The organism is Actinoplanes sp. NPDC051405, from assembly GCF_055586185.1.
Genome location: NZ_JBVJIR010000017.1, coordinates 50,047 through 74,877, shown reverse-complemented (window position 1 = coordinate 74,877; position 24,831 = coordinate 50,047). Strand labels below are relative to the sequence as shown.

The window sequence follows — 24,831 nt, the reverse complement described above, 5'->3', positions numbered from 1 at the left end:
CCCGATCTGCCGAACCCTAGGTCGATGCCTGCGACGCCGCAACCCCGTCACGCAGCGCCCACATGGGCCGGATCCCGGGCGCCCGATCGGGCAGGAAGAGATGCCCTCCCGGGTGCCTGACCGGATGCTGCGCCGGGCGGCCGGTGCGGCGACGCTCTGGGGATGACGGGCGCACGTCAGGCGGCCGAGGGTGCGCGGGCCCAGGTGAGCGACGCCCTCGCCGCCGGCCGGCAGCGGACCGGCGGCGATCACCGGCGGCCGGTGGCCGGTCGGCAGGCCGTGCTCGCCCTGCAACGGGCCGCGGGGAACGCCGCGGTCGGTGCGCTGCTGGCGGCGCGGCTGCGGTCGCCCGGCGAGCAGGCCCGGACCGATGTTGATGCCGCGCTGAAGGAGATGCGCCGCGACGAACCGGCGGTCGACACGGTGGAGAAGGGGCTGCGCGCGGCGAAGGCTGTGGGCGTACCCGTCGATCTCGAGGGGCCGCGGCCGCCTGCGTCGGCGCTTGCGGTGACCACGACCGGTTTCGGGCCGGCTTCGGTCGCGCCGAAGGCGCCGGTGCCGCCGCCCAAGCCGGTGCCGGCCGTCAGTCCGCTCGGCAAGGCCGCGGCTGTCGTGCCCAAGCCCGGTGGGACTCGCGGCGGCGCTCCACCCGTCGGCCCGGTCGCGGCCGCCGGCGGCGCTCCGCCGACAACGGCTCCCGCGGCTCTGTCCGGGGATCAGCTTCTGCAGCCACCGGTCGCGCCGGCCGGGATGCGGCCTGACGACGATCCGGCCTTCGCCCAGGTACGCCGCAACGTCAAGGGTTTCGCCCACCAGAAGCGGGCCCACCCGACCGCGGCATCCAAGGCGAAGGAGGCCCAGGACGCGGCGCTGGCGCCCAGTGACGACGTCACCGGGCAGGCCCGGGCAGCCAAGGTCGACACGATGGACGCCCAGCCGGCCGGCACCTTCGACAAGCAGGCCTTCATCGCGGCGGTGAAGGCGGCCATCGAGGCCAAGTCGCCCAAGACGCTGGAGGAGGCCGACAAGTACCGCAGTTCAGGTAAGGCTGGTGAGGTCAAGGACAACATCAAGGGGCTGGTGACCCAGGGCAAACAGGGCCAGGCCAAGGACATCGAGGCCGCGACGGCAGCACCGCCGGACACCTCCAAGGCGATCCCCAAGCCGGTCACGCCGATGGCCGAGGAACAGCCGGGGCAGGTCGTGGCGATCCCGGCTGCGGGGGCCGTGCCGAAAACGGCCCCGACCGCGCAGGTCAACCTCGCCGCCGGCAAGCACCAGGCCGATCAGGAACTGGCCGGCGCCGACGTCAGCGAGCCTCAACTGGCCCGGTCCAACGAGCCGGAATTTCAGCAGGCCCTCGCCGACAAGCAGGCCGCCGCCGCGCACGCCGACACCGCCCCGGCCGAGTTCCGCCGGCAGGAACAGCAGGTGCTGCCCCAGAGCCGGACGGAAGCCGCCGCGCAGACCACCGCGGGCGTCGCCGGCATGCAAGGCGCCAAGGGGGCGGCGCTCGCGGCGCTGGTCGCGGGTAAGGGGAAGGCCAAGTCCAAGGACGAGGCCAAGCGGGCCGAGGTCACCGGGAAGATCCAGGGCCTCTTCGCCGCCACCGAGGCCGACGTGCGAAAAATCCTCGACGGCATCGACGCGAAGGTGGAGGCCGAGTTCAACCAGGGTGAGGCCGGCGCCCGGGCGGCGTTCGAGACGTTCGTCGCGACCAAGATGGCGGCGTACAAGAAGGACCGCTACGGCGGCTGGCTGGGCGGCTTCCGCTGGGCCAAGGACAAGCTGTTCGGGATGCCGGCGAAGGTCGACGAGTTCTACCGGGCCGGGCGTGAGCTTTACCTGCAACGGATGGACGGCGTCATCGGCCGGGTCGCGAGCATCGTGGGCGGCGAGCTCACCGCGGCGAAGCAGCGCATCGCGCGGGGCAAAACCGAGATCACCACGTACGTGCGGAGCCTGCCCACCGACCTGAAGAAGGTCGGCGCCGAGGCCTCGAAGGAGATCGGCGACCGCTTCAGCCAGCTGGAAAGTGACGTCGACGCCAAACAGGAATCGGTCGTCGACACCCTGGCCACGAAGTACGTCGACGCACGCAAGGGCCTCGACGAACGCATCGAAGCGTTGCAGGCGGAGAACAAGGGCCTGGTCGACAAGGCGATCGGCGCGATCAAGGCGGTCATCAACACGATCCGCGAACTCGTGGCGATGCTCAAGAACGTCCTCTCCCGGGCGGCCGGCGTGGTCGGCGAGATCATCAAGAACCCGATCGGCTTCCTCGGCAACCTGATCGCCGGGGTGAAGGGCGGCATCCTCAGGTTCAAGGAAAACATCGTCGACCACCTCCGCAAAGGCCTGATGGGCTGGCTGTTCGGCGCGCTGGCCGAGGGCGGGGTCGAGCTGCCGGAGACGTTCGACGTCAAGGGCATCATCCGGCTGCTGGCCTCGATCTTCGGCCTGACCTGGGCCAACATCCGCAACCGGATCGTCAAGCAGATCGGTGCTCCGGCGATGGCGGCGGTCGAGAAAGGCGTGACGATCTTCCAGATCCTGGCGGCCCAGGGCGTCGGCGGGCTGTGGGAGATGCTGCTGGAGAAGCTCGGCGACATCAAGGAAATGATCCTCGAGAAGGTCCGCGACTTCGTCGAGGAGAAAATCATCGCGGCCGGCATCACGTGGCTGATCGGCCTGCTCAACCCGGCGGCGGCGTTCATCAAGGCCTGCAAGCTGATCTACGACGTGGTGATGTTCTTCGTGACGAATGCCGGGCGGATCGCCCGCTTCGTGGACACGATCCTGGACTCGGTCGCGGACATCGTGCGGGGCAATGTCAGCGGGGTCATCAACAAGATCAACGATGTGCTGGGGCAGATGCTGCCGATCATCATCGGGTTCCTGGCGAGTGTGATCGGGCTGGGTGGGATCGGGCAGAAGATCCGGTCGATCGTGGAGACGCTGCAGAAGCCGGTGAACCAGGCGCTGGACTTCGTGATCAAGACGGGGCTGAAGCTGGCGGGGCCGGTGATCCGGGGGATGGCCGGAATAAGCGGGAAGGTGAAGGCCAAGGTCGCGGCCGGCAAGGCATGGGCTCGGGGGAAGATTGATGCCGGCGTGGCGAAGGCCCGAACTGCTGTTCAGGGCGGTGACGACAGTCCGGCCGGAAAGCGACAGCGGCTGGACAGAGGCCTCGCCGCCGGCGTTGCCGCGATGGACCGTTTCCAAGGACGAACCGTGGGTGCGGCGCTGCTGCGGCCGGTGCTCGCAGGTCTCCGCGTTCGCTTCGGGCTCACCGTGTTGGAGCCGCTGCGGCGTGGGGACCGCTGGGCGATCCACGGCGTGATCAACCCGGAGGACACCAAGATCAGTGCGGCGGGCGCCGCGGAGGATCTCACAGATCCACTCAAGTCCGCGTTGGCCAGCCTGACCACTGAGGATGCGAAAAAGCAGTTTGAAGTGTTGAGAAGCCGATCGCCGGACATGGCTCGTTTCGAAAAGGCGATTGCGGCCAAGATCTCGGCATCCGCCCGCATGAACCCCGCCAAGACGCTTGATGATCTATTGGCGTCCGAGTATCGAGCCAAGGCGGGCGGTACGCCGCCCAGCACCGAGCTTGCAGCCGCGATTGATGCTCTCCTGGCGACGATCACGGTCGTGGAGGCGCGGGCCGGCGCATATGCCTCCACGCATCCGACCGTCAAGGGAACTCAGCGCTGGCTCAGCAGGCTGAAGGATGAGCGAACCCCGCTGGGCAAGGAGAAGACCGGCGCCAGCCCGACCACCGCCGACCGCATCGGTCAGCACGCGAAGGCGGTCCGCGGTATCGATGCCGAGATTGAGCTCGCCGAGCGGTCGAGGGATGTGGTTGAGGTGGCGATGCCGGTATCGGGCGGCGGTGCGAAGTCGGACGTTGACGTAGTAGCCGACGGAGGCCGAACTTGGAAGGACGCGAAAGACTATGAGTTGTTCGGTCTGGGTTCGTACAACTGGACACACCACTTGCGACCGCAGGCGATGAAGCAGCTGGACATTATTGGAGACCCCGCGTATTCCATGGGTGGACGACCGAAGCTCGTGTACTGGTTCCGGCGAGGCGTTACCGTTGAGGTAGCGGAAGCCCTCGAGAACTTGACAATTGCAGTAGAGGGAGACCGAGTCGCCGCCCCACCGGGTGCGGCGCTGAAACCGGGCACCACTGACGGATCGGGGGCCAACGGTGGCTGAACAGCGGTTGTTTGCGGCGTTCTTCCTGTCACAGGCGGTCCGTTTGTCGCCCTTGGATCTCCCGGCCGCTGCGCTCCGTGCCGGCGTCGAGGTCGTGCGTAGTCCTGGATGGTGGCCGCCCGAGGCGCCGCGTGTCCTCGGCAGGTGGGGAGGTCTGGAATGTGAGGCGGGCCTCGTCCCGCTTTCGTACTATGACGTGCTCCTCATTACCTTTCGACAAGACGAATTTCGCGAGCGCTTGTCGCAAGGAAGCGGGGGCGGTTCTTCACAGGACATGGACGCATTGGCTGCGGTCTTCATAACTGCCTGCCAATCAATATCCCCGCTTACCGGACTGCTTTCTTCGTATGCATGGAGCGACCCGGTCGCATATTTGTCCGAATTGGAAGATCGGGTCTTGGGCGGTGACATCGCGTCTTTGACGCGGGAGCATGTCTGGCTGCTCTACGTCACGGCGAGCGACGAGGAGACGTTGCGGCAAGAATCGCCGGTGAGTGCGAGGGACGTCGTTCGCGTGCCTGGTGGCGCCGTGCTGATCCGAGAATTCAAGCCGGATGAGTGGTGAGTTGCCGTACCTCCATCGTCTGGGCTTCGTGCTCGCTGTCGGCCCCGACCTCTGGTGTCGTGTTCCTGACCGGTGTCAATTTGTACCCGGAGGTAACGGCCCCGCCGGTGCAGACTGTTGCGGGGGACCGACCGCTCCGGGGTCCGCCCACCGAGGCGGTGATCACCGTGCCAACCTACCGACACACTGGCGCCACAGGGCTGGTTCGACCTCGCCTGCTTATGGAGCTCACCCCGCTTCGTCAGTCCCCCCTCGCGGTCATCGTCGCGCCGGCCGGGTTTGGGAAGACGACGCTTCTTGCGCACTATGCGCATGCTTTTGACGGTGCTGTTGTGTGGATCACCGCTGATCCTGGTGATACCGATCCCGCCACCCTCAACCGGCGTCTTCGCCGGGCCTGTCCGGTCAGCCTGCCGGTTCCGCACCGGCCGCACGATCTTGTCGAGTTCGCCGAGGATCTCGGGGCCGGGCTGCGGCAGGACACCCTGCTGGTGATCGACGACGCGCAGTGGCTGGAAGGGTCCGACGGTGAGCGCGCCGTCGAGCGCATGCTTGTCGCCGCCCCTCCGCAACTGCACACCGTTCTGGCCGGGCGGCGCATGCCCGGCGTCAACACCTCCCGGCATGAGCTCACCGGCCTGCTCACCATCGGCCCCGACCAGATGCGGTTCCGGGCCTGGGAGGCCGAGGAACTGCTCCGTGACGTCTACCGTGAGCCGCTTCCGCCCAGTGACATCGCCGCGCTCACCCGCCGGGTCGGTGGGTGGCCTGCCGGGCTTCATCTTTTCCATCTTTCGACCCGTGGCCGGCCGGTGGCCGACCGCCGGGCCGCCGTCGCCGCGCTCGACGGGCGTGCGTCGCTCTGCCGCGCCTACCTGGCCCGTACGGTGCTCGCCGACCTCCCCGCCCACCTGCATTCCTTCCTCATCCGCACCGGGGTTTTCGACACGCTCACCGGCCCGCGCTGCGACGAGCTGCTCGGCCAGCGGGACAGCCACCTGATCCTGGCCGAGCTGGAACGGCTGCAGGCCTTCACCACCAGCGCCGACGGCGGCTGGACCTACCGGTACCACGAGGTGCTCCGGTCGCATCTGGCCGCCACGCTGGTCGATGATCTCGGCGAGGACGGCGCCCGGCAGTGGCATGTGCGGGCGGCGCAGATCCTGGAGCGGGAGGACGCGTACGCCGAGGCCGCCCGCTCGTACGCGCGGGCCGGCCGTTGGTCGAGTGTGCGCCGGCTGCTGGGCCGGCTGGGGCCGGGCCTGATCGCGGACGGTGTGGAGCCGTGGCGGGACGTGCTGCCGGCCTGGCTTGTCGCCGAGGATCCGTGGCTGATGCTCGCCGAGGGCCGGCACCGGTTCAGCCGCGGGCAGCTCGTCGGCGCCATCGAGTCGTTCCGGCACGCGCACGGGCTGTTCACCGACGCGGACGGGCGGGCGCACTGTCAGCAGGCGCTGGCCCGGGCGAACGTCTGGTTGTCCGGCCCGCAGCGGGCCCAGGGGGCGTGGCCGAACTGGTTGCGGGCCGCCACCCAGGGACACCCGGCGATGGTGGCCGGGCGCGCCGATGAGCTGCCCGGTCCCGGCGGGCGGCTGGTACGGGTCGTCGCCCGTACCCTTGCCGGTGATCTGCTCGGGGCCCGCCGCGAGCTTGCCGCGACGGACGCGGAGGTGCCGGGGGTGCTCGGGATGGCTCTGCGGCTGTTGCACGGCGCGGCGCAGGCCGCCGCCCACTCACCTGCCGGGCCGGTCACGCTGGCCCAGGTCGCGCTGGAGGCCGAGCACGAGGCGCTGTGGCTGGCGCGAATGGCGCGCGCCGCCGTGGCCGTCGACGGCACCGAGCAGGGCGCCAAGACGGCGCTGGCGATCGCGGAGGAGTGCGCGCGCGAGGGTGACGCCTGGGGTGAGGTCGTCGCGGCCGCGCTGGCCTGGCTGCCGCACGCCGGGAGCGCCGATCCGGCCGAGATCGCCGATCTGGTACGGCGGTGCCGGCAGCTGGACGCCGCGGTGCTGCTCGCCTGGCTGCAGGCCATGCACGCGCTGGCCGCGGCCGTGGCGGATCTGCCGGACGCCGATCTGCTGGCCGCTCAGGCCGCGGCGGTGGCCCGGTCGGCGGGGGTTCCGGGTGCCCGGGCGCTCGCGTTCGCCGCGACGGCCGGCGTGCCGGGGTGCCCGCCCGGGTCGGCGGCCCGGGCGCGGAGTTTCGCCGCGGAGTGCGGGCTGCCCGGCAGCCTGACCGAGGCGTGGCTCGACGCCGCCGAGCCGCCGTACGCCGGGGCCGGTGCGGCACCCCCGATCACCGTGCGGTGTCTGGGTGGCTTCAGCGTCGAGCGGGCCGGGCTGCCGGTGGACCAGTCGACGGTCAAGCCGCGCGTCCGCAGCCTGTTGCGCCTGCTGGCCATGAACGCCGGCGCCGCCGTGCACCGCGATGCCCTCGTGGAGGCGTTGTGGCCCGGCCTGTCGCCGGCCACCGCCGCGCACAACCTGCACGTCGCCGTGTCCAGCCTGCGCAAGTTACTGGAGCCGGAATCCCCGCGCGGGCACGCCCGGCTGCTGGTCCGCGAGGGCGACGGCTACCGGCTGGCCCTGCCGCCACCGTCCTCCTGCGACGTCACCGAGGTGCGCGCCGCGCTTGACGACGCCCGGCGCCGGCAGCTCGCCGGGGACCGGGCCGGCGCGGTGCGGGCCCTGCGGGCGGCGGTCGGTGGTTACGGCGGCGACCTGCTGCCCCAGGACGGTACGGAGGAATGGGTGGTCCATGAACGCGACGTCCTGCGTACTGCCGTGGCCATCGCCGCCGCCCAGCTCGCCGCGTACGAGCTGGACGGGGGTGCGGCGGTCGAGGCCACCGTGGCGGCCGAGCGGTGCCTGGCCATCGACCGGTACCACGACGAGGGCTGGCGGGTGCTCGTCGCGGCGTACGAGCGCAACGGCGACCTGGGCGCCGCCCAGCGGGCCCGCGGCCGTTATGCCGAAGCCCTCGCCGAGCTGGGCATCTCGTCGCAGGTCGTTCACTGATCGCGGTGCACCCGGGCCCGGCCGACGGCGACCGACTCCGCCCGGACCGTCACCGGTACGTGCGCCGGCAGCGAGTCCACGATCAGCGTCCGGATCCGGGCCGGGTCGACCGGGGCACCCGCACGGGTCCGGACCGTCACCTCGATCCGGGGCTCCGGCGTGCCCGGCAGCCGCGAACCGGGGTGCGGGGACCAGCCGCAGCCGCCGGTGTCCACCACCTCGACCGTGCCGCCGGTGAGCAGCTCGACGTGTTTGGCCAAACCACGCCGGGTCCCACGCCACCGGTGCAGCTGCACGGCCTCGGCCACCAGGGCCCGCCGCTGCGCCAGCGGCCACGTCTCGTCCAGCGGGTACGCGACCCAGCCGGCGAGCCAGTCGAGGAAGTCATCCGGCGCCAGGTGCGGGTCGAGGTACGCGGCGAAGCTGTCCAGGGTCAGCAGCGCCGGGGCCAGCACCTCGTCCAGCGCCGCGGTGAGCTGCTGGACGAACTCGTACTCCTGATAGACGGCCGGCAGGGTCTGGCCGATCGGGTGGGCGGTCGGCGCCTGGTCGAGTCCCGTGCGCATGCTCATCCTTCGGTGATCCTGATCTGGTGGCCGCGAGATATCACCAGGCCGTGCGGTGGCAGGTCGATGCGCTGCACCGGCCGCACGTCGGGTGAGCTGCGCGCCCTGGCCTCGTACAGCTGGACGTCCTCGACCAGATCGACCCCGGGCAGCCGCTGGAGCACGGCGAAGATCTCGCCGGACTGCACCGGCCGGCCGAACGGCCAGCCGGTGCCGTCCGGGCCGCCGACGACCGGGTTCAGGTAGCGGTACAGCGCTTCGGTGGCCTGGCTGAGCAGCGTGTCGCGAGTGGTACGCGTCCGCGCGTGCAACTGCGCGACCACCGTGACGCCCAGGTAGTACGGCGGCTCGACCATGACGCGGGCGCCGAGGCACCGCCGTTCCTCCAGGTAGTCGGCGATCCGGGCGAGCGTCTCGTCGCTCGGCTGCGGTTCGGCCGCGGCGGGATCCAGCGCCTCGGACACCTTCGGTACGACCAGCAGCCGCACCGCCCCGGGCTGGTCCGGCACCGGTACGCACTTGACCCGGGCCACGTCCGGCGCAGCCTCGCGGGCCAGGTACTCGTAGTCGTCCACGGTCACCGCCCGGTCCCGGGTCCGCAGCAGCAGCGGCCCGCGCAGCGCCGCGTCGGCCACCGATTCGCCGTCGACCCCGCCGCTGCCCGCCCGCCGATTGGTCACGCTGGTCACGAACGGCACCGGATCTCGTTGCACGCGCAGGACGTTGCGGGCCACGTTGCCGCGCTTGCCGCCGCCGGTGCGGTACCGCGGCACCCGGATCGGCGCGGCCTTCGGCGGGACCTTGCCGTAGTAGCGCAGAGTCCCGTCCGGCTCGCGGGTCGCCGGCCCGAACACCACCTCGCCCTGCACCCGGTCGACCATGAAGTGCGGGTCACCTGAGCCTGAGGCGGCGAACGTCTGCACCTCGTGCCACTGCTCCCAGTCGTTGCCGCCGGCGACCTCGACGACCAGGTCGCCGGTGGCGGCCACCGGCCGGCGCTGCAACGGGAAACGCTGACCCGGTACGCCTTCCGACATCCCGACCACCTCGTGCTCCACCGTGTCGGAGTGCTCGGCGCCGATGGTCCCGCCGATGGTCGCGGCGCTCACCCCGAGGATCCCCGGAGTGTTGGTGTAGTACGCCTGCTTGGGCCGCGGTTCGACCGTCCGGCAGCGCAGCCAGCCCGCGCGGTGCCGGCCGATCAGCGACACGACGTGCGACGGAGGCACGTGCAGCACCACGTCGCCGGGCTTGTTGAGGCCGCCGGTGTCGTCGCGGTCGACCTCGCACGGCGCCCATTCCGTACCGGTCCAGGCCTCCCACTGCAGCGGCGGATCGTCGGGCCGGACGCCCACGCCGCGGACCGGGCAGTCCAGCCGAAGCAGCACCGCGCACCGGGGGACTGCGGCTGACAGTCCGAACAGGACGGCGTCGCCGATCCCGGGAGGCTGTGCGAAACACTCCACACCGGCACCGCCGCGCAGATCCTCGGTGCGGTCGAACGGCTGCCCGCCCGCACTCCAGGTCATGATCCGCGACAGCGAGCACGGCACGATGAAAAGGTCGTCGCGGGTGTGGAAGACGACCGGCTCCTCCGCCTCGGTCTGCACGCACGCCACCTCGGCGCCCGCCGGGACCGTCACGGCGGCGTCCCGCGCGGCCGACAGCCAGAAGGTGACGTCGCACCGGGCGGCGGTCGGCGGGAACAGCCGCAGCCCGATCAGCTCCAGGAACCGCAGGTAGTGCAGGTCCGGCACCCGGTTGAGCCGGTAGATGAGCTGGTCGACCATCATGGCGAAGGTCTCGATCAGGGTGACCCCCGGATCGGAGACGTTGTGGTCCGTCCACTCCGGACAGTTGCGCTGCACCAGGCGTTTGGCCTCGTCCACGAGGTCCTGGAAGCGGCGGTCGTCGAGGTTGGGGGCCGGCAGCGACATCAGACACCGTCCTGCTCGATAGCGCCGTCGCCGCCGTCGTGGGCGGGGATGACGTAGAAGGGGAAGACCAGGTTGCGCGGGTCGTTGTCGCCGCGGATCAGGTAGCGGATCTCGATGAGCAGGGTGCCGCGGTCGGCCCGGTCGAAGGACACCACGACGTCGCTGACCATGATCCGGGGCTCCCAGCGGTCCAGGGCCAGCCGCACCTCGTACGCGATCTGCCCGGCCGTGGCCGCGTCCGCCGACGCGAACACCAGGTCGTGGATGGCGCAGCCGAACTCCGGCCGCATCGGCCGCTCGCCGGGGGCCGTGGCCAGGATCAGCTGAATGCTCTCGATCACCTCGCGCTCGCCGGCGACCAGCGCGATCGAGCCGGTGACGTCGGTGTGCACCGGGAAGGCCCAGCCGGCGCCGATGAACTCCTCGCGCATCTCAGCCTCCGATCAGCACGGTGAAGCAGCCGGCCACGATCGGCGCCCCGCAGGCGGCCAGGTCACCCATCCGGGCGGCGGGCATGCCGGCGATGAGCACGGTGGGACAGCCCGGCGGGGCGATCGGGGTCGGCGGGTGCACGGCCGGCGGCGGGAACGAGCACGTGTGCAGCCCGCCGACCGTGGCCGCCGGCAGCCCGCCGATCAGCACCGTGGGCACGCCCGGCGGCGCCAGCACACCCGGGTGACCGGTGGGATCGCCGACCCTCGCCGCCGGTGGCATCGTGACCGTCTCCTCTAGTTGATCCGGACGATTCCGCCGCGCACGGTCAGCGCGCCGCCGGCGGTCAGTTCCGCGGTGCTCTGGCCCGCGATCTTCACCTGCGCGCCCTTGAGGTCGAGCAGCCCGGCCCCGGCGTCGACCGTGACGCCCATCCCGCTGATCTTCACCGGGCCGGCGCTGGTCAGCTCCACGGTGTTCGCGGCGCCGTCCAGCTTGAGCAGCAGCTTGCCGCTGCCGGTGCGCAACAGCACCGCGTCGCCGCGCGGGGAGTCGATCAGCTCCAGGCGGTGCCCGGTCCGGCTGACGATCGCCCGTACGCCGATCTCGCCGCTCGCGTCGTCGATGGCCGGCACCTCGGTGGCCGGCGGGGTGTCCTTGCCGTTGTGCAGACCGCCGAGCACGTACGGCGTGTCCAGGTCACCGCCGGCGAACCCGACCAGCACCTCGTCGCCGACCTCGGGCAGCACGAAGAACCCGCGGTCCCGGCCGGCGCCGGCGTGCACGGTACGGGCCCAGCCGCTGGTGAAGTCCTTGGACAGCCAGGGCAGCGTGACCCGGACCCGGCCGGCCTTGAGCGGGTCCCGGACGTCGCTGACGATGGCCGGCACCAGCCCTCCGGTCACCCGGGGCATCGTCGCCTCGGCGCCGCCGGAGACCAGCCCGTAGAGCGAGCGTTCCTGGCGGCCGGACACGGTGAACGCGGTGGTGTAGCCGGCCTGGTCGCCGAACTGGTGCCGGGTGCTGGTCAGCGTGTACTTGCCGGCGAACGGCTCGCCCAGGCCGGCCAGCGTGACGGCCGTACCGGCACGCAGCCTGGGGTTGCCCTTGGCCACGCCGTCCAGCTCGGCGCAGGCACCACCGATCTGATCGGCGAGGGCCTGCGCGGCCGCCTTGACCTCACCATGATTGTGGTAAGCCGCACCTGAGGCCAGCAGCGGCGGGCTGCCGAACGTCCGCGCCATCGCCACCGGGTCCAGGCCCGCCACCTCCGTACCCGGGACGCGGGGAACGGCGGTGGCGGTGAGTTCCTGCTTCTGGTCGGCGTTCCACCCCCGCGCCTCCACCTCCGGCACCTGCTCGGCCGCGCTCAGACAGGCCCGCAACGACACCAGGTTGCGGTTCACCTCAAGCACGAGCGGATCGCGGGTGGCGGCCACGGTGGTCGGCGGTGCCCCGGTGGGCGGATCCGGTACGCGGAAGTCCAGCGTGCTGTCGACGACGGTGAGCCGCGCCCCGACCAGGTAGGCCAGCCGGCTCAGGAACTCCCAGTCGCTGACGTTGTCCTGGCTCAGCTGCGTGTCGGACTGCCCGCCGGCCCCGGAACCGGCTGCGATCCGGCCGGGCTTGAGACCGGCCCGGTCGGTGACCTTGCGGACCACGTCCGGGATGGTCATGTTCGGGTACGCCGCCACCCGCCTTCCCCGGAACAGCCGGTGCGCCCGATCCAGTGCGCGTATCTCGGTGAACGTCCCGGCCGGGTCGATGTCCACCTCCAGGGCGGTCACCTCACCGATCATCAGCGGCTGCGGCGGCCCCGGCTCGGCGGTCTGCACCTTCACCGTCAGCACCGAACCGATCTTCACCTTGGACTTGGCCACCACCAGCTGCTCCGGATCCCGGAACCGCAGCACGCAGAGGTCCGGCAGGTGCACGCTGTCGTCGACGTAGGCCTGGGTGAGCAGCGACATCACGTCGGCCGCCAAGGCGGAACCGTTGAGCTCGACGATCAGCGTGTTGGCGAAGCTCTCGTTAGCCATGGCTGAAGCCCTCCGCCACCAGCTCGTCCAGGGCCGGCAGCAGGAGCCGGGTGCCCGCGCGGAGCCGCATCGGGTCGTCGATCCCGTTGGCCTCGGCGACAGCCCGCCACAGGTTCGGGTCGCCGTACGCGTGGAACGCCACCGACGGCAGGGTGTCGCCGGCCACCACCACGTGCGCGTCCCGTGCGGCCAGTGCCCCGGAGGTCGGGTTCTGGCCGCCACGCTCGCCGGAAATCTCTTCCAGCGTCACGGTGCACACCGCCCGTACCGGATTGCCGCTCGGCGTGAAAAGCGTGTACTTCGCCGTGACGCTGCTGACGAAGCCGGGGAAGCCGGTCATCCCGCCCCAGCGGAAGATGACCCACGGCGGCGACGCCTTCTTCGCCTGGCGGCTCTTGTCCGTCGGCACGCAGCAGGCGAAGAGCTGATCGACGATCTTCGGCACCCGGTCGTCCATGGTGTCGGTGGCGTCGAAGAACATCTCCAGGGTCAGCTTGCTCGGGTCCGAGCCGGTGAACTGGACCGGCCCGCTCTTCGGCGCGCTGCGCTGGTTCTCCCGCGACCACTTGGCGTTCTTGGTGAGGCTCAACTCCTTCGGGTTGAACTGGAAGTCGATCCGGCCGATCCGTACCCCGCTGGGCGCGGCGGTGCTGCCGTCCGAGGGCGGCTCCCGCAGCTCGAGGTACGCATGCTGCAGATTGGCCGGGGCCCCGGCAGCCGGCGGTGCGGCGCCGGCTGCGGTGAACGTCACGGGCGAGGTCATCACGTCCGCCTCAGGCCCCGGCGCCGGGCGCCAGGAAGCCGTGATGGGCCAGCTCGAGGGTCTCGGTGGCCACCTTCGGCGAGTCGGCGCTCAGCTGCGGCCCGGTCCACCGCACCGGAATCACCCCGGTCAGCGCCCACCGGGCAATGACCGTGCCCTCCTGGGTACGCGCCTCGATGGTCGCGGTCCGGCGCTTGACGCCACTGGTCATCTCGGTGAAGTACCGCAGAATCCCGGCGCTGGCGCTGGTCACCGGCCGGGACAGCTTGACGTTCGAGTACTTCATGCGGGTGGGCAACTGCCAGACGACCCCGTTGCTGCCGCCCTCCTCCCGCTGCTCCATGACGACCTCACAGCCCAGACCGTCACAACTGTTGAAGGAGCCGAGGTTGTCGTCGTCGATGCTGACGACGAAACAGACGGCCACCGCCTCATCGGTGTCGGTCATGGTGGCACTCCCTCTCTCGGACGCCTCAGCGCCGCAGGTCGGTGATCAGGCCGCGACGGTCCCGGTCCTTGCGCAGTTCGGCCCGTAGCCGGCGGTAGAGCGGGTCGAACAGGGTCTTGAGCAGCTCTTCCGGTGGGGGTGGGGTGGGGGATGGCTGCGGGGGCGGGCCGGCGGTGACCGTTGCGGGTGGGCTGCCGGCGACGGTTGCGGGTGGGCTGTCGGGCGGGATCGGCACCTCGGTCGCAGCGGCGGCTGCGGGCTCGGCGGTCGCCTGCATCACTTGTACGGCTCGCTGGGCGGTCCCTGAGGTCGGGAGCGGCGGTGGCTCGTCCGGCCACGAAACGATCGTCGGCATCCCGGGGGAGGCGGTGGGGCGAGGTGGGGTGGGCTGGGTTGCCGCCCGGCCGGGTGGTGGGGCGGCCGGCATGGCGATGTCGGTGGTGCGTTGCGCGGCGAGGAGCGGGGGGCGGTCGGCGAGCAGGCGGGCCACCGCGGGCGGTTCTTCGATTGCTCGGGCCAGGGGGAGCAGGGGTTGTGGCGGGGTCGGCCCGTACTGGGGACTGTGCGTCGCGTGCTCGCTGTCCGGGAGGCGAATTGTGGCGGCGGGGTCGACTTGTGCGCCTCGGGTTGAGGTCAGCATCTTCTGGGTGTTCTCAGCGTCCACTCCGGCGGTCGGCGATGTCTCAATTCGTTGCAGGGTCGGGGATGTGGTGAGGGGCGGACCGATGGCGCGGGTGGGTCCGGCCGGTCGGTCGAGCAGTGTGGGTTGTGGGGGCGGTGGTGGCACGATCGGCGCGCCGAGGCCCAGCCGGCGAGGGGGCGGTGCATCGCCGAGCGTGGTGCGCTGGGCGGTCCCAGGCGGCTCTCGTCCTGAGGTGAGCGAGCTCATGGAGACGCTAACCTCCCGCTGGATAGCCGGAGGTAGAGGCAGGTCCGCGGTTCGCCGAGCTCCATGATGGTCGGACTTCTGTCGTTCGACGGCTTGTTGGTTGAGCGCCGATGGTCCGACGCTGTCCTCGATAGGGGGCCGCTCGGGGAGGGGCCGAATCGCTAGCGGCGGATCGGTGAAGGGCTGGATCGTCTCCGGTGGCCCGATGGAGGGCCGGATCGGTTGCGGTAGCTCGGTGGACGGATGGATCGCTTGCGGTGGTTCGGTGGGGTGCTGGACCGGTAGCGGAGGTTCGTCGGAGACTGGCGGCGGCGACTCTGTGCTCTGCTCGGTCCTGGGGAGCGGGTCGGCTGCCTTCGTGACTACTGGCGGTGGATCAAAGGCACGCTGCGCGACCGGCGACGGCGCGAGTCCACCTTGGACTAAGGGAGGGAGATAGGCCGCATCGCGGTTTGTTCCAGGTTCTGGCGATTGCTGGATCGGCGGCACATCCACCGCGCGCCGAGCCGGTGGCAGCTGGTCTACCACGCGCTGGGCCGACGATGTCGGACCCGCAGCAGGCTGACGCGGTGGGGGCGGGTCTACTGCGTGCTGGGCCTGCTGTGCCGGGCCGGCTGCATGGCTGACCGGCGGCATCGGGTCTACCGCACGCTGCGCCTGCGGCGCCGGGCCAGCCGCGTGCTGGGTCGGCGGTAGCGGTTCTACCGCGCGCTGGGCCTCCAGCGGCGGGCCGGCCGCGTGCCGGGCCGGCGGCAGCTGGTCCACCGCATGCTCGGCTGGCGACTTCGGGTTCACACCAGGCTGACGTATCGAGGGTGAGCCCATCGCGCGCTGGACGTGTGGCATCAGGCCCGTCGCATGCTGGATCAGCGAGGACGAGTCTGTCCCACGTTCGCTCGGCAGCTCCGGGCTCGTAGCAGGGTGAACCGGCGGCAGCGAGTCATCCGCACGCTGGGCGTGCGGCACCGGGCTCGTTGCCGGCTGGTCCGGCGGAATTGGGTCGACGGCGCCCGGCGCTGGGCCGGTCGCTCGCTGGACCGAGTTTTCCGCGGGCGTGCCCGCCGCCTTCGGACTCGCGGCAAGCCGGCTCGGCGGCAGCGGCTCTACCGAGCGTTGCGCCCGGGGCGCCGAGTTCGCTTCATCGCGGCGCGGCGTGAGCGGGTCCACCGCCCGCTGCACCTGCGGCGCCGAGATCGCCGCATGCTGAGCCGGCGAACCTTCTGCAGATGGGGTCTGCCTCGTCATGGAAAGGTCAACTGCAGCCGCCGGCGGGTCCGTCATCTGCGGAACCAGCACTGGCGATCCCGCATCGGGCAGGTCGGTCCCTGGAGCCGCGTCCGGCGCGGACGTGTCGTCACCGACATCAACCACGGGCGGGTCCACTGTGGCCGACGGCTCTGCCGTCCACCGCTGGACGAACGCACTCAACCGCCCGCCACCAGCCGAGGGCCGCTTCTGATCGGCCATCACCGGCGAAACTGGCACCGCCGGGACCGCCTCCACCACCCCCGACGGCTCCTCCGGCGTGACCACGTGACCCAGCGGCGCCAGAAACCCGGGGCTCTGCCACGACGCCAGCTCCCCGGCGAACCGGCCCGGCGGGTCGATCAGCGGATGCACCCCGATGACCCGCTGCACCGGCGGCAGATCCGCCCACTCCCGCCGCCTGGCCACGACGGGAGGCGGTCCGGCCACCTCGCGCTCGGCGGTCCGCCGCCACGGCCACATCTGCGCTCACCTTCCCTCGCTGATCCGCGTGTTGAGCTTGGCTATCTCGCCGACGAAGCGGCGGCGTTCGGCGTGTTCCAGGTCGAGGATGTCGTCCAGCGGCCAGTGGAAGTGGTACGCGACGTACGCGACCTCCTCGTAGAGGCGGCCGGCCGCGTACGTCAGGATTCCCCCAGGCGCCCACCGGCCAGGTCGATCGCGAAGCGGTGGCCGCATTCCGGGCAGGCGACCGCCGCCCGGGTGTGGCCCTCGCTGTTGATGCGCCGGTAGAGGTCCTGCAGGAAGGCCAGGTCGCCGGCGAAGAGCTGTTCCACGATGCCCGCGTGCACGTCGGTGATCGGGCCGATCCGGGTGACGACCCTGGCCAGCAGCACCACGGTCAGGTACGCCGGGTTCTCCCGAACGCGGTCGTCCCGCAGCGGCACCAGTTCGTCGCGGGCGGTGGCCAGGCGCATCGAACCTGAGCGGTGCACCGTTCCTGATCCGTCGACGTAGCCTCGGGGCAGTTCGAAGGCGAACTCGGTGCGCAGTGGCTCCGGGCGCGCCTCCTGCTGCTGCTGGGGACGGGACTCGGGTTGTTCCACCGTGGCGATCGTGCGCCGCATGGCTACTCGACTTCCATGCGCTCGTACGTGATGACGATCTTCTCCGTGAGCACGCTGGTGTCGCCCGCCTTGAGGGCGCCGATCTCCAGGCTCTTGGGCCACGCGTTGGTCAGCTTGTAGCGTTTGATCGCCGTGCCCTCGTAGTCGTACACGATGATCGCGCCGCCTTTGCGGGCGTCGGCCATCTTGCCGAACTGAGCCGCCTGGACCCATTTCTCGAAGCTGTTGTCACCGGTCAGGCCGCGGGTCAGGGTCACCTCGCCCGCCTTGGGCCGGCCGGGCAGTTTCTTGATGACGTACTTGCCGTCGCTGGTGTTCTGCTTGAGCTCGATGACGTCCTGCTCCATCTTGAGGCCGCTGACCTCGTTGATCTGCTTGATGACGACGCCGTCCACCTCGAGGCCGAACGCATGACCTACGGCCTTGTCGAGTTCGTCCATGGCTGGGTCTCCTCCTCTGCGACTACTCGCTGACCAGGCTGTTGCCGCCGGACATCTGGGCCAGGCGGAAGATGACGAACTCGGCCGGCTTCACCGGGGCGACGCCGATCTCGCAGATGACCTGCCCCGCGTCGATGCTCTCGGCCGGGTTGGTCTCCCGGTCGCACTTGACGAAGAAGGCCTCGGTCGGGGTCAGGCCGAACAGTGCGCCGCTGTTCCACTGCAGCACCAAAAAGGCGCTGATGGTGCGGCGTACCTTGGCCCACAGCGCGTCGTCGTTGGGCTCGAACACCACCCACTGGGTGCCGTTGAGGATCGACTCCTCCAGGAAATTGAAGAGCCGCCGGACGTTGAGGTACCGCCATTCCGGATCGCTGGAGAGGGTGCGGGCGCCCCAGATCCGTACGCCGCGGCCGGGGAACGCGCGGATGCAGTTGACCCCGTTCGGGTTCAGCAGCTCCTGCTCGCCGCGGGTCAGGTGCGTCTCCAGGGCGATGGCGCCGCGGATGACCTCGTTCGCCGGCGCCTTGTGCACGCCGCGGGTGGCGTCGTTGCGGGCCCACACCCCGGCCACGTGCCCGCTGGGCGGGACGAAGACGTTGGTGCCGGTGGCCGGGTCGAAGACCTTGACCCAGGGGTAGTACAGAGCGCCGTAGGCCGTGTCGTAGCCGGCCAGATCGGTGCGCCACTCCCGCATCTGCTGCGCGGACAGCGACGGCGGCGGGTCGAGGATCGCCATCCGGTCGCCCATCTGCTCACAGTGGGCGATCATGGCCAGCTGGACCGCCTTGACCGACTCGAGGTCGACGATGCCGCGGTGGTACGCCCCCATCAGGTCGGGCGCGGACACCATGGTGATCTCGTCGATGGCTTCCAGGCCGCCGACCCCGGTGCGCTCGCTGGCGTCGCCGACGTAGTCCTCCGTACCCATCTGGCGTGGCGTCGCCGGTGCGGCGGGCGCCTCCCGCAGCGCAACCGTGCCCCGCGGCGGCGTGCTCACGCTGTCCGGGGCCGCGGACGGCTCCTCCAGCGTGATGAGCTTGGACCGCTCGCGGACGGCCGTCACGACGTTTTCCTTGCCGCGCTTGACCGTCACGCCGTCGTACGTCTCCACGACCCGGCCGCCGCGCTTGACCACCAGGTTGAAGCGGTCCTCGGCGGGCGGCTGGCCCTCGGCCGGCGGCGGCGGATCGGTCACCTCGACGGAGATCTCGGCCGGCGAGCGGCCCGAGCGGGTCTCCTTGGCGACCACCCGGTACGGCCCGAGCATCGCCTGCGGCACGTCGGACTTGCCGTTGCCCTGATCGCGAGCACCGCCGAGCCGCACCACGTAACAGTTGCCGCCGCCGTTGAGGAAGTAGCCGTACACGGCGTGGGCCAGGTAGCAGCCCTCGACGAAGTCGCCGAACTGCTCGGTGAACTGGCTCCAGTTGGAGACCAGCGTCGGCGTGTTGAACGGCCCTTGTGACGCGAACCCGATGAAGCCGGCGACGGCCGTGCCGACCCCTTCGATCGGCCGCGAGCCGGAGCTGACCTCCTCGACGTACACGCCGGGGGACAGGTAGGTGGGCATGGCGCCTCCAGGTCTGGGCTGGTTCTCTCGATGGTTTCGCCGAATCCGGGGCTGCGGCATGGCCGTCGGGCCGCCCGTGAGTGCACATGCGGTGCCCGTTGGGGCAGGCGGTCAGCACACGACCTGGAGGTGGAACGGGGCGTCGGCGAGCGCGGGGACTCCCGTGCCGGGGTCGAGCTTGCGGGTGTGGATCTGCACGCTGCTCGGGCGGGACCCGCTCGCCGCGTAGACCACTCCGCCGAGGTCGGCCGCTCCGAGCGAGGCGGCGTAGGAGCACCTCGACACGTCGCGGTTGAAGTTGACCTCCCACACGCCCTGGTTGCCCCGGACCACCTCGTCGACCCCGCGGTCCAGCACCGTCCGGCCGTCGGCGTCGACAGTGACGAAGAGTCCCGAGCACCGGCTCTGCAGATGGAACGGCATGTCGGCGCGTTGCCCGTCACGGGTCCTGGTCTCGACGAGGATGGCCTTCTCGTTCTGCCGCCCGGCACCGACCGTGATGAGCCCGGTCGGTGGGTCGCCGGTGCCCGGATCGCCGATCGTGGCGACGTACGAGCACTCCCGCATGTCGCGGTTGAAGCGGACCTCCCACTGCCCGTCCTCGGTCTGCTCGACTCTCTGCCGGTCCGTGCCGCGGACCGCCCGGTCGCCGGAAACCACCGCGGTCTGGCCGACGGTACAGCGGACCTGCAGATGGAACGGGTGGGCGGCAGGCGTGCCGTCGATGTTGCGGGTCTGCACGAGCACGCTGTTGCGGTTGCTGCCGCTCGCGGTGAAGACCAGACCGCTTTCCGGTACGGGCTGACCACCGGACGCCGCCACGGTGCCCAGGAAGACGCAGCCGTCGACGGCCCGGTCGAAGGTGACCTCGAACCGCCCGGTGCCCAGCGGCGTGACGGTCGTGTCGCCCTGGGCGGACACCAGGGCGCCGCTGCCGTCGACGACAGCCCACGGTGTGTCGCTCTTCTTCGCCGGCGCCGATGTGGCCGGCTGTGACTGCTTGGCGGGGCCGGAACCGACAACGGGCGGGATCTGGGGCGCGCTGGTGACGGCCTGAGTGACGGCGGCCGTGGCCCCGGCCGGATTCGCCGAGGCCCCGCCTCCAGCGGAGGCCCCATCCCCGGAGGATCTGGCGAACAGCGCGATGGCCGCGGCGGCGATGCCCAGGGCCAGCAGCCCGGTGGCCACCTTGGGGATCCAGCCGGCGATCAGCGGCACGACCTCCCGGGTGCCGTCGAGGCGTACCGGGGTGACCGGCGGCCGCGGCGTCCCGATCACCTGGAAGGGCAGGCCGGCCGGCCGGCCGAAGAAACGCCACGGCGGCCGGACCGACATGTCGATGCTCTGCGACCCGGGCGGCACCGGCAGCTCGCCGGCGGGCAGCGAGAACTTGATCCGCCCGGCCGGGTCGGTCGCCTTGAGCTGTACGGGCTCGACGACGTTGCCCTCGTTGGTGAGCTGGATCCGGTGGCTGGTCTGCCAGCGGCCGGAGGTGGTCTGCGGGGTCAGCGTGGCCGTCAGGGCCCGGAACTCGGCGACGTCCAGCACGCCGGTCGCGTGCACCTGCAGCCCGCGGTGCAGGATCGACGCGGCCCGTACGGTGAACGGCGCCCGGCCCGCCGCGGTGCTCGCCTGCCGCGGCGGTGACCAGCGGATCACGGCCTCGGCGCGGGCGTCGGGGTAGACCGCGAGCACCGCCGGCTCGATCTCGGCCCAGCCGGCCGTCGGCCCGAGGACCGTGACGGCGAACTGCTCGACCTGCCCGCCGCCGTTGTGCACCGACACCGTGGTGCTGACCGTCTCGCCGGGCGTGACGGCCAGGGTCGCGTCGGTCAGCGTCATGCTGGCGGCCACGTCGCTGTGGCCGTCCACGCTCGCTCCCCAGCGGGTGGCGTCACCTTGCCGGGGCAGCGGCCGGGCCGGTTCCGGGCGCGGCGGCTGGACCGGCGCTCCGGCGTTCGGATCGGTCCAGGCCAGGAAGGCCCCGCAGTCGCGGTTGGTGCAGAAGCGCGAGCCGTCCGGGTTCCGGTGCCCGCACTGAGCGCAGATGATTGCCATGGTCAACTCCCGCCACGCAGTTCACGGACCACGCTGTCCCGGGCGGGACCGGCCCGGCAGGGCGGACCGTGCCCTCGGGCAGGCAGTCGACGGTGCCCCATCGGGCAACGGGCTACGGCGCCTGGTCCTCCTGCTCCTCCTCCTCCTCGCGCTGGACGAAGGTCTGCGCCGGCGCTTCTTCCTCCTCCGGCGGCGCCTCGTCGCGCTGGACGGTCGCCGTGCCGGTCGGGGCATCCGTGGTCCGCTGGGCCGCGGGCGCCGCGGGCTGGGCCATGGCCCGCTCCGCGTTGGCGACCGCCGCGCGTTCGAAGCGGTCGGACGGGTCGCTCACCCGTACGCCGGTGCCGGTGTCGGTGCCGTCCACCGGTCCGCTGCGCTGCTGCACCACGTGGGTCAGCTCGTGCGCGAGCATGAGGCGGCCGTCGGCCGACGCCGGGTCGTACCGGTCGCGCTGGAACACCACACTCGAGCCGACCGTGTACGCCTGCGCGTTCATGGCCCGCGCCGAGTCGTGCGCCGCCTGGTCGGTGTGCACCCGCACGTCACCGAAGTCGGCGCCGAGCCGGCCCTCCATGTCGGCGCGGGTGCCGGCGTCCAGCGGGCTGCCCCCGCCGGAACCGACGACCGCGCCGACGCCGGCGTTGCCCACGGTCCGTTGCAGATCCAGCAGCCCGCCGGCGCCCAGCGCCTCGGTGCGGCCGGCCGCCGCCGCTCGGTAGGTCAGGTCCTCGCGGCCCGGGCCGACCCGGTCGCCCCGGGGCCGCAGGCCGGCATCGGTGTCGCTCTCGTGGTCGTGCGCGCGCATGACCGCCCCCTTCCGGACAGCTCCAGGATCGCGGCGCCGGCCCGGGCCGGGAAGCATCGCGGGCACCGCCGTGAGTGCAGAGCTGCTGCCCTATCGGGCATGCGTGAGGTACGGGCCGAACTCCCGTTCCAGGCAGAGCCGGCCCAGTTTGCGGTACTCACTGGCCACGGCCGCGACGACGTCGGTCATGGTCACCGCCCGCTCGCCGTCGGCCGCCCGGTAGGCCGCGGTGACCGCCGCCGAGCGGATGTGGCCGCCGGACAGCTCGAAGGCCGCCGCGAGGAAGCCGAGGTCGACGTCCGGGTCGCGCGGCAGCAGCCGGCCCAGGCAGCGGTCCCAGAGCGTACGGCGCAGCGCCTCGTCCGGCGTGGGGAAGTCGACCACGGTGTCGAGCCGGCGGGTGAACGCCTCGTCCAGATTGGCCCGCAGGTTCGTGGCGAGGATGGCCAGCCCGTCGAAGGTCTCCATCCGCTGCAACAGGTACGCGCTCTCGATGTTGGCGTACCGGTCGTGGGCGTCGCGCACCTCGGAGCGTTTGCCGAAGATGGCGTCCGCCTCGTCGAACAGCAGCACCCCGTTGACCCCGGCGGCCTCGGCGAAGATCCGTTCGAGGTTCTTCTCGGTCTCGCCGACGTACTTGTCCACCACGGTGGCCAGGTTGACCGTGTAGAGGTCGAGACCGAGCTCGGCCGCGATCACCTCGGCCGACATGGTCTTGCCGGTGCCGGAGTCCCCGGCGAACAGCCCGGTGATGCCGCGTCCCCGGCCGCCGCCCGGGCGCATCCGCCAGTCGTCGAGCACCAGGTGCCGGTGCCGGGCCCGCGCCGCGAACTCGCGCAGCTGCCCGAGCACGACCGGCGGGAGCACCAGGTCGGGCCAGTCGACGCCGGGCTGGATCCGGCGGGCGAGTCGCTCCAGCCCGGCCGCGTTCTGGCTGCGCGCGCCGCGGCGCAGGTGGGCGGCGCTGATCGTGCCGCCGTCGGAGAGCGCGTCCAGCGCCGCGGCGTCGGCCGCCCGGCGTACCTGCACCGGGTCCAGGACGAAGTGGGCGGTGACCGCGGCCGCGTCGGTGGTCACCGCCGGCCGGCCGGCGAGGGCCGCCTGCCACAGCGCCGCTCGCTGTCCGGCGGCCATCGGCACGGCGTCGAGCAGCAGGGCGGGCCGCCGGCTCCACGACGGGTCCCAGCCGGCCGCGCCGAACAGCACGACCGAGGGCACCTCGGCGAGCGCGTCCAGCCAGGCGCCCGGCCCGTCCGCGCCGACCGGGCCGAGCACGAGGCCGGCGCCGGTCAGCACCGCCTCGCGGACCAGCGCGCGGGCCAGCTCGGCCCGCTCGGTGGCGGCGGCGAAGCGGGTGGCGTCCACTCCCAGCGCGGGCCGGTCGAGCAGGGCCAGGCCGGCCAGCCCGGTGGCGAGCCCGCCGGCGCCGGGCCGCTCCCGCAGGTAGATCAGCTCGGCCCCGGCGGCGAGCGCCCGGGCCAGCCGGTCGGCGCCGGGCGGGACCGGCATGCCGGTGAGGTCCGGCCGGGCGAGGATCTCCGCGAGCGCCGGGTCGGCCCGGTCGTCGCCGAGCAGATGGGCCACCACCCGATCCGGTACGCGCAACGTGCGCGACAGCAACGGCCGGTCCGCGTGCTCCACGGTCACCAGGCAGCACCGGACGAGCGGCGCCGCCGCGTCCAGCCGGGCCCGCCCTGCCGCGGAGGCCTCCCTGACACCGCACAATCGCAGCGCCAGGCTCACGGTCGCGCGCCGCCGCGTCACGTCGTCGTTGAGGTAGCCGTAGAACTGCTCGAAGCGCCCGTCGACATCCGGCGCGAGGGCGACCAGGAGCAGTTCCTCGTCCAGCGGCGTGAGCCGGGCGGCCTGCGCCGGCGCCCCGAGCCGGGAGCCGCCGGTGGGTGCGGCGAACGGCGTACGCGGCTCGTCCAGCAGCGCCGCGATCGCCTCGTCGGAGAGGTAGAGCCCACGGAACGGGTCGTCCGGGTTCGGATCGAGCGCCCGCCGGTCGGCCACCGCGGTCCGGATCCGCCCCTCCAGCGCGGCCAGCCCGTCCAGGACGGCCGCCGGCGGGCGCGTCACGTCCGGGGCTCCGCGACCCGGCGGATGCTCACCCGGGACGGCCCGGCCGGCTCCTCGGCGACGCCCACGTGGTGCGCGACCGCGGCGTCGTCGCCGACAGTGATGCGCATGCCCTCGGTCGCGGGTGGCCCGGCCGGGAAGCGGCGGCCGGCGTCGACCGGCGCGCAGACCACGACGTCCAGCGACGGCTTCAGCTCGCCGCCGAGCGCGGTCCACACGTCGGCGAAGGCCCGGTCCTCCGGCGGCGGCAGCGCGATCGTCATCGGCACCGGCAGCCCGAGCGCGGCGAGCGACCCGGTCAGCAGGTCCACCGGCATGGCTTCATTGGCCAGGATGTTGAGCAACAGCTCGGACAGCAGCCGGTGCTCGTCCTCGGGCCGCTGGGTCCATGCGGTGATCAGGTAGGACAGCTTGATGTGCCGGGGCGGTACGTGCCGGGCCGCCACACTGCCGTCACTGGCGTACTCGTTGAGCAGGCCGCGCTGCCGCCGGCGCAGGTCCTCGCGGATGTCGTACAGGTAGAGGTTGACCGTCGGCGCGTTGCGCCGCGCCGCCCAGTCCTTGGTCGGCGCCTCGAAAGCGATCTCCACGTCGGTGCCGTGCAGCGCCTGTTCCTTGACCAGGCGCCGCAGCGCCTCGTCGACCTCGTGAATCACCGCG

At 71.8% G+C, this 24,831-nt stretch carries 19 protein-coding genes; 3 read left to right on the top strand and 16 right to left on the bottom strand.

What is annotated here, in order from left to right; genetic code table 11:
* The first annotated feature begins 204 nt into the window (after nt 1–204).
* The 3 genes from ACZ6S4_RS32115 to ACZ6S4_RS32105 all read left to right on the top strand — a co-directional run bounded on the left by ACZ6S4_RS32115 (nt 205) and on the right by ACZ6S4_RS32105 (nt 7,806).
* Nucleotides 205–4,224, top strand: a complete 4,020-nt coding sequence (locus ACZ6S4_RS32115; protein ID WP_465478500.1) for a phage tail protein — start codon at nt 205–207, stop codon at nt 4,222–4,224.
* Nucleotides 4,217–4,789 (top strand): hypothetical protein, encoded by a 573-nt coding sequence (locus ACZ6S4_RS32110; protein ID WP_465478499.1) that lies wholly within the window; start codon nt 4,217–4,219, stop codon nt 4,787–4,789. Before ACZ6S4_RS32115 ends, ACZ6S4_RS32110 begins: the two co-directional genes overlap by 8 nt.
* A gap of 221 nt (nt 4,790–5,010) precedes the next feature.
* Entirely contained in the window at nt 5,011–7,806 is a 2,796-nt protein-coding gene (locus ACZ6S4_RS32105; RefSeq protein WP_465478498.1) for a winged helix-turn-helix domain-containing protein, read from the top strand.
* On the opposite strand, the gene ACZ6S4_RS32100 is transcribed toward ACZ6S4_RS32105, so the two are convergent.
* From ACZ6S4_RS32100 to ACZ6S4_RS32025, 16 genes are all read right to left on the bottom strand, one after another.
* Nucleotides 7,800–8,372, bottom strand: coding sequence for a phage tail protein (locus ACZ6S4_RS32100; RefSeq protein ID WP_465478497.1), 573 nt, complete (start codon nt 8,370–8,372; stop codon nt 7,800–7,802). The genes ACZ6S4_RS32105 and ACZ6S4_RS32100 overlap by 7 nt on opposite strands.
* Nucleotides 8,373–8,374: 2 nt before the next feature.
* Nucleotides 8,375–10,309, bottom strand: coding sequence for a putative baseplate assembly protein (locus tag ACZ6S4_RS32095; RefSeq protein ID WP_465478496.1), 1,935 nt, complete (start codon nt 10,307–10,309; stop codon nt 8,375–8,377).
* Nucleotides 10,309–10,740 carry a GPW/gp25 family protein gene (locus ACZ6S4_RS32090; RefSeq protein ID WP_433719315.1) on the bottom strand — a complete coding sequence of 144 codons (432 nt, stop codon included), beginning with the start codon at nt 10,738–10,740 and terminating at the stop codon, nt 10,309–10,311. Before ACZ6S4_RS32090 ends, ACZ6S4_RS32095 begins: the two co-directional genes overlap by 1 nt.
* Before the next feature lies 1 nt (nt 10,741).
* Nucleotides 10,742–11,023, bottom strand: a complete 282-nt coding sequence (locus ACZ6S4_RS32085; RefSeq protein WP_465478495.1) for a PAAR domain-containing protein — start codon at nt 11,021–11,023, stop codon at nt 10,742–10,744.
* A gap of 14 nt (nt 11,024–11,037) precedes the next feature.
* Complete coding sequence (locus ACZ6S4_RS32080) at nt 11,038–12,780, bottom strand: VgrG-related protein (protein ID WP_465478494.1); 1,743 nt, start codon at nt 12,778–12,780, stop codon at nt 11,038–11,040.
* On the bottom strand, nt 12,773–13,543 hold the full coding sequence (locus ACZ6S4_RS32075) for a CIS tube protein (RefSeq protein ID WP_433719307.1): 771 nt from the start codon (nt 13,541–13,543) through the stop codon (nt 12,773–12,775). The genes ACZ6S4_RS32080 and ACZ6S4_RS32075 overlap by 8 nt, the downstream gene beginning before the upstream one ends.
* A gap of 10 nt (nt 13,544–13,553) precedes the next feature.
* Complete coding sequence (locus ACZ6S4_RS32070; protein WP_465478493.1) at nt 13,554–13,991, bottom strand: phage tail protein; 438 nt, start codon at nt 13,989–13,991, stop codon at nt 13,554–13,556.
* Nucleotides 13,992–14,016: 25 nt separating this feature from the next.
* Entirely contained in the window at nt 14,017–14,481 is a 465-nt protein-coding gene (locus tag ACZ6S4_RS32065; protein WP_465478492.1) for a hypothetical protein, read from the bottom strand.
* Between the two features lie 2,133 nt (nt 14,482–16,614).
* The gene (locus ACZ6S4_RS32060) at nt 16,615–16,824 is read right to left on the bottom strand and encodes a DUF6760 family protein (protein ID WP_360544604.1); all 210 of its coding nucleotides are present in this window, start codon (nt 16,822–16,824) and stop codon (nt 16,615–16,617) included.
* The gene (locus ACZ6S4_RS32055) at nt 16,770–17,213 is read right to left on the bottom strand and encodes a hypothetical protein (RefSeq protein ID WP_465478491.1); all 444 of its coding nucleotides are present in this window, start codon (nt 17,211–17,213) and stop codon (nt 16,770–16,772) included. The genes ACZ6S4_RS32060 and ACZ6S4_RS32055 overlap by 55 nt, the downstream gene beginning before the upstream one ends.
* A 2-nt stretch (nt 17,214–17,215) precedes the next feature.
* Nucleotides 17,216–17,653: a phage tail protein gene (locus ACZ6S4_RS32050; protein WP_360544600.1), complete on the bottom strand. Its 438-nt coding sequence runs from the start codon at nt 17,651–17,653 to the stop codon at nt 17,216–17,218.
* Between the two features lie 22 nt (nt 17,654–17,675).
* Nucleotides 17,676–19,226, bottom strand: a complete 1,551-nt coding sequence (locus tag ACZ6S4_RS32045; protein ID WP_465478490.1) for a phage tail sheath family protein — start codon at nt 19,224–19,226, stop codon at nt 17,676–17,678.
* 111 nt (nt 19,227–19,337) lie between these two features.
* Complete coding sequence (locus ACZ6S4_RS32040) at nt 19,338–21,284, bottom strand: hypothetical protein (protein ID WP_465478489.1); 1,947 nt, start codon at nt 21,282–21,284, stop codon at nt 19,338–19,340.
* A gap of 112 nt (nt 21,285–21,396) precedes the next feature.
* Nucleotides 21,397–22,089 (bottom strand): eCIS core domain-containing protein, encoded by a 693-nt coding sequence (locus tag ACZ6S4_RS32035; protein WP_465478488.1) that lies wholly within the window; start codon nt 22,087–22,089, stop codon nt 21,397–21,399.
* A gap of 90 nt (nt 22,090–22,179) precedes the next feature.
* Nucleotides 22,180–24,171 carry an ATP-binding protein gene (locus ACZ6S4_RS32030; protein ID WP_465478487.1) on the bottom strand — a complete coding sequence of 664 codons (1,992 nt, stop codon included), beginning with the start codon at nt 24,169–24,171 and terminating at the stop codon, nt 22,180–22,182.
* Nucleotides 24,168–24,827 carry a Pvc16 family protein gene (locus ACZ6S4_RS32025; protein ID WP_465478486.1) on the bottom strand — a complete coding sequence of 220 codons (660 nt, stop codon included), beginning with the start codon at nt 24,825–24,827 and terminating at the stop codon, nt 24,168–24,170. Before ACZ6S4_RS32025 ends, ACZ6S4_RS32030 begins: the two co-directional genes overlap by 4 nt.
* Nucleotides 24,828–24,831 lie beyond the last annotated feature (4 nt).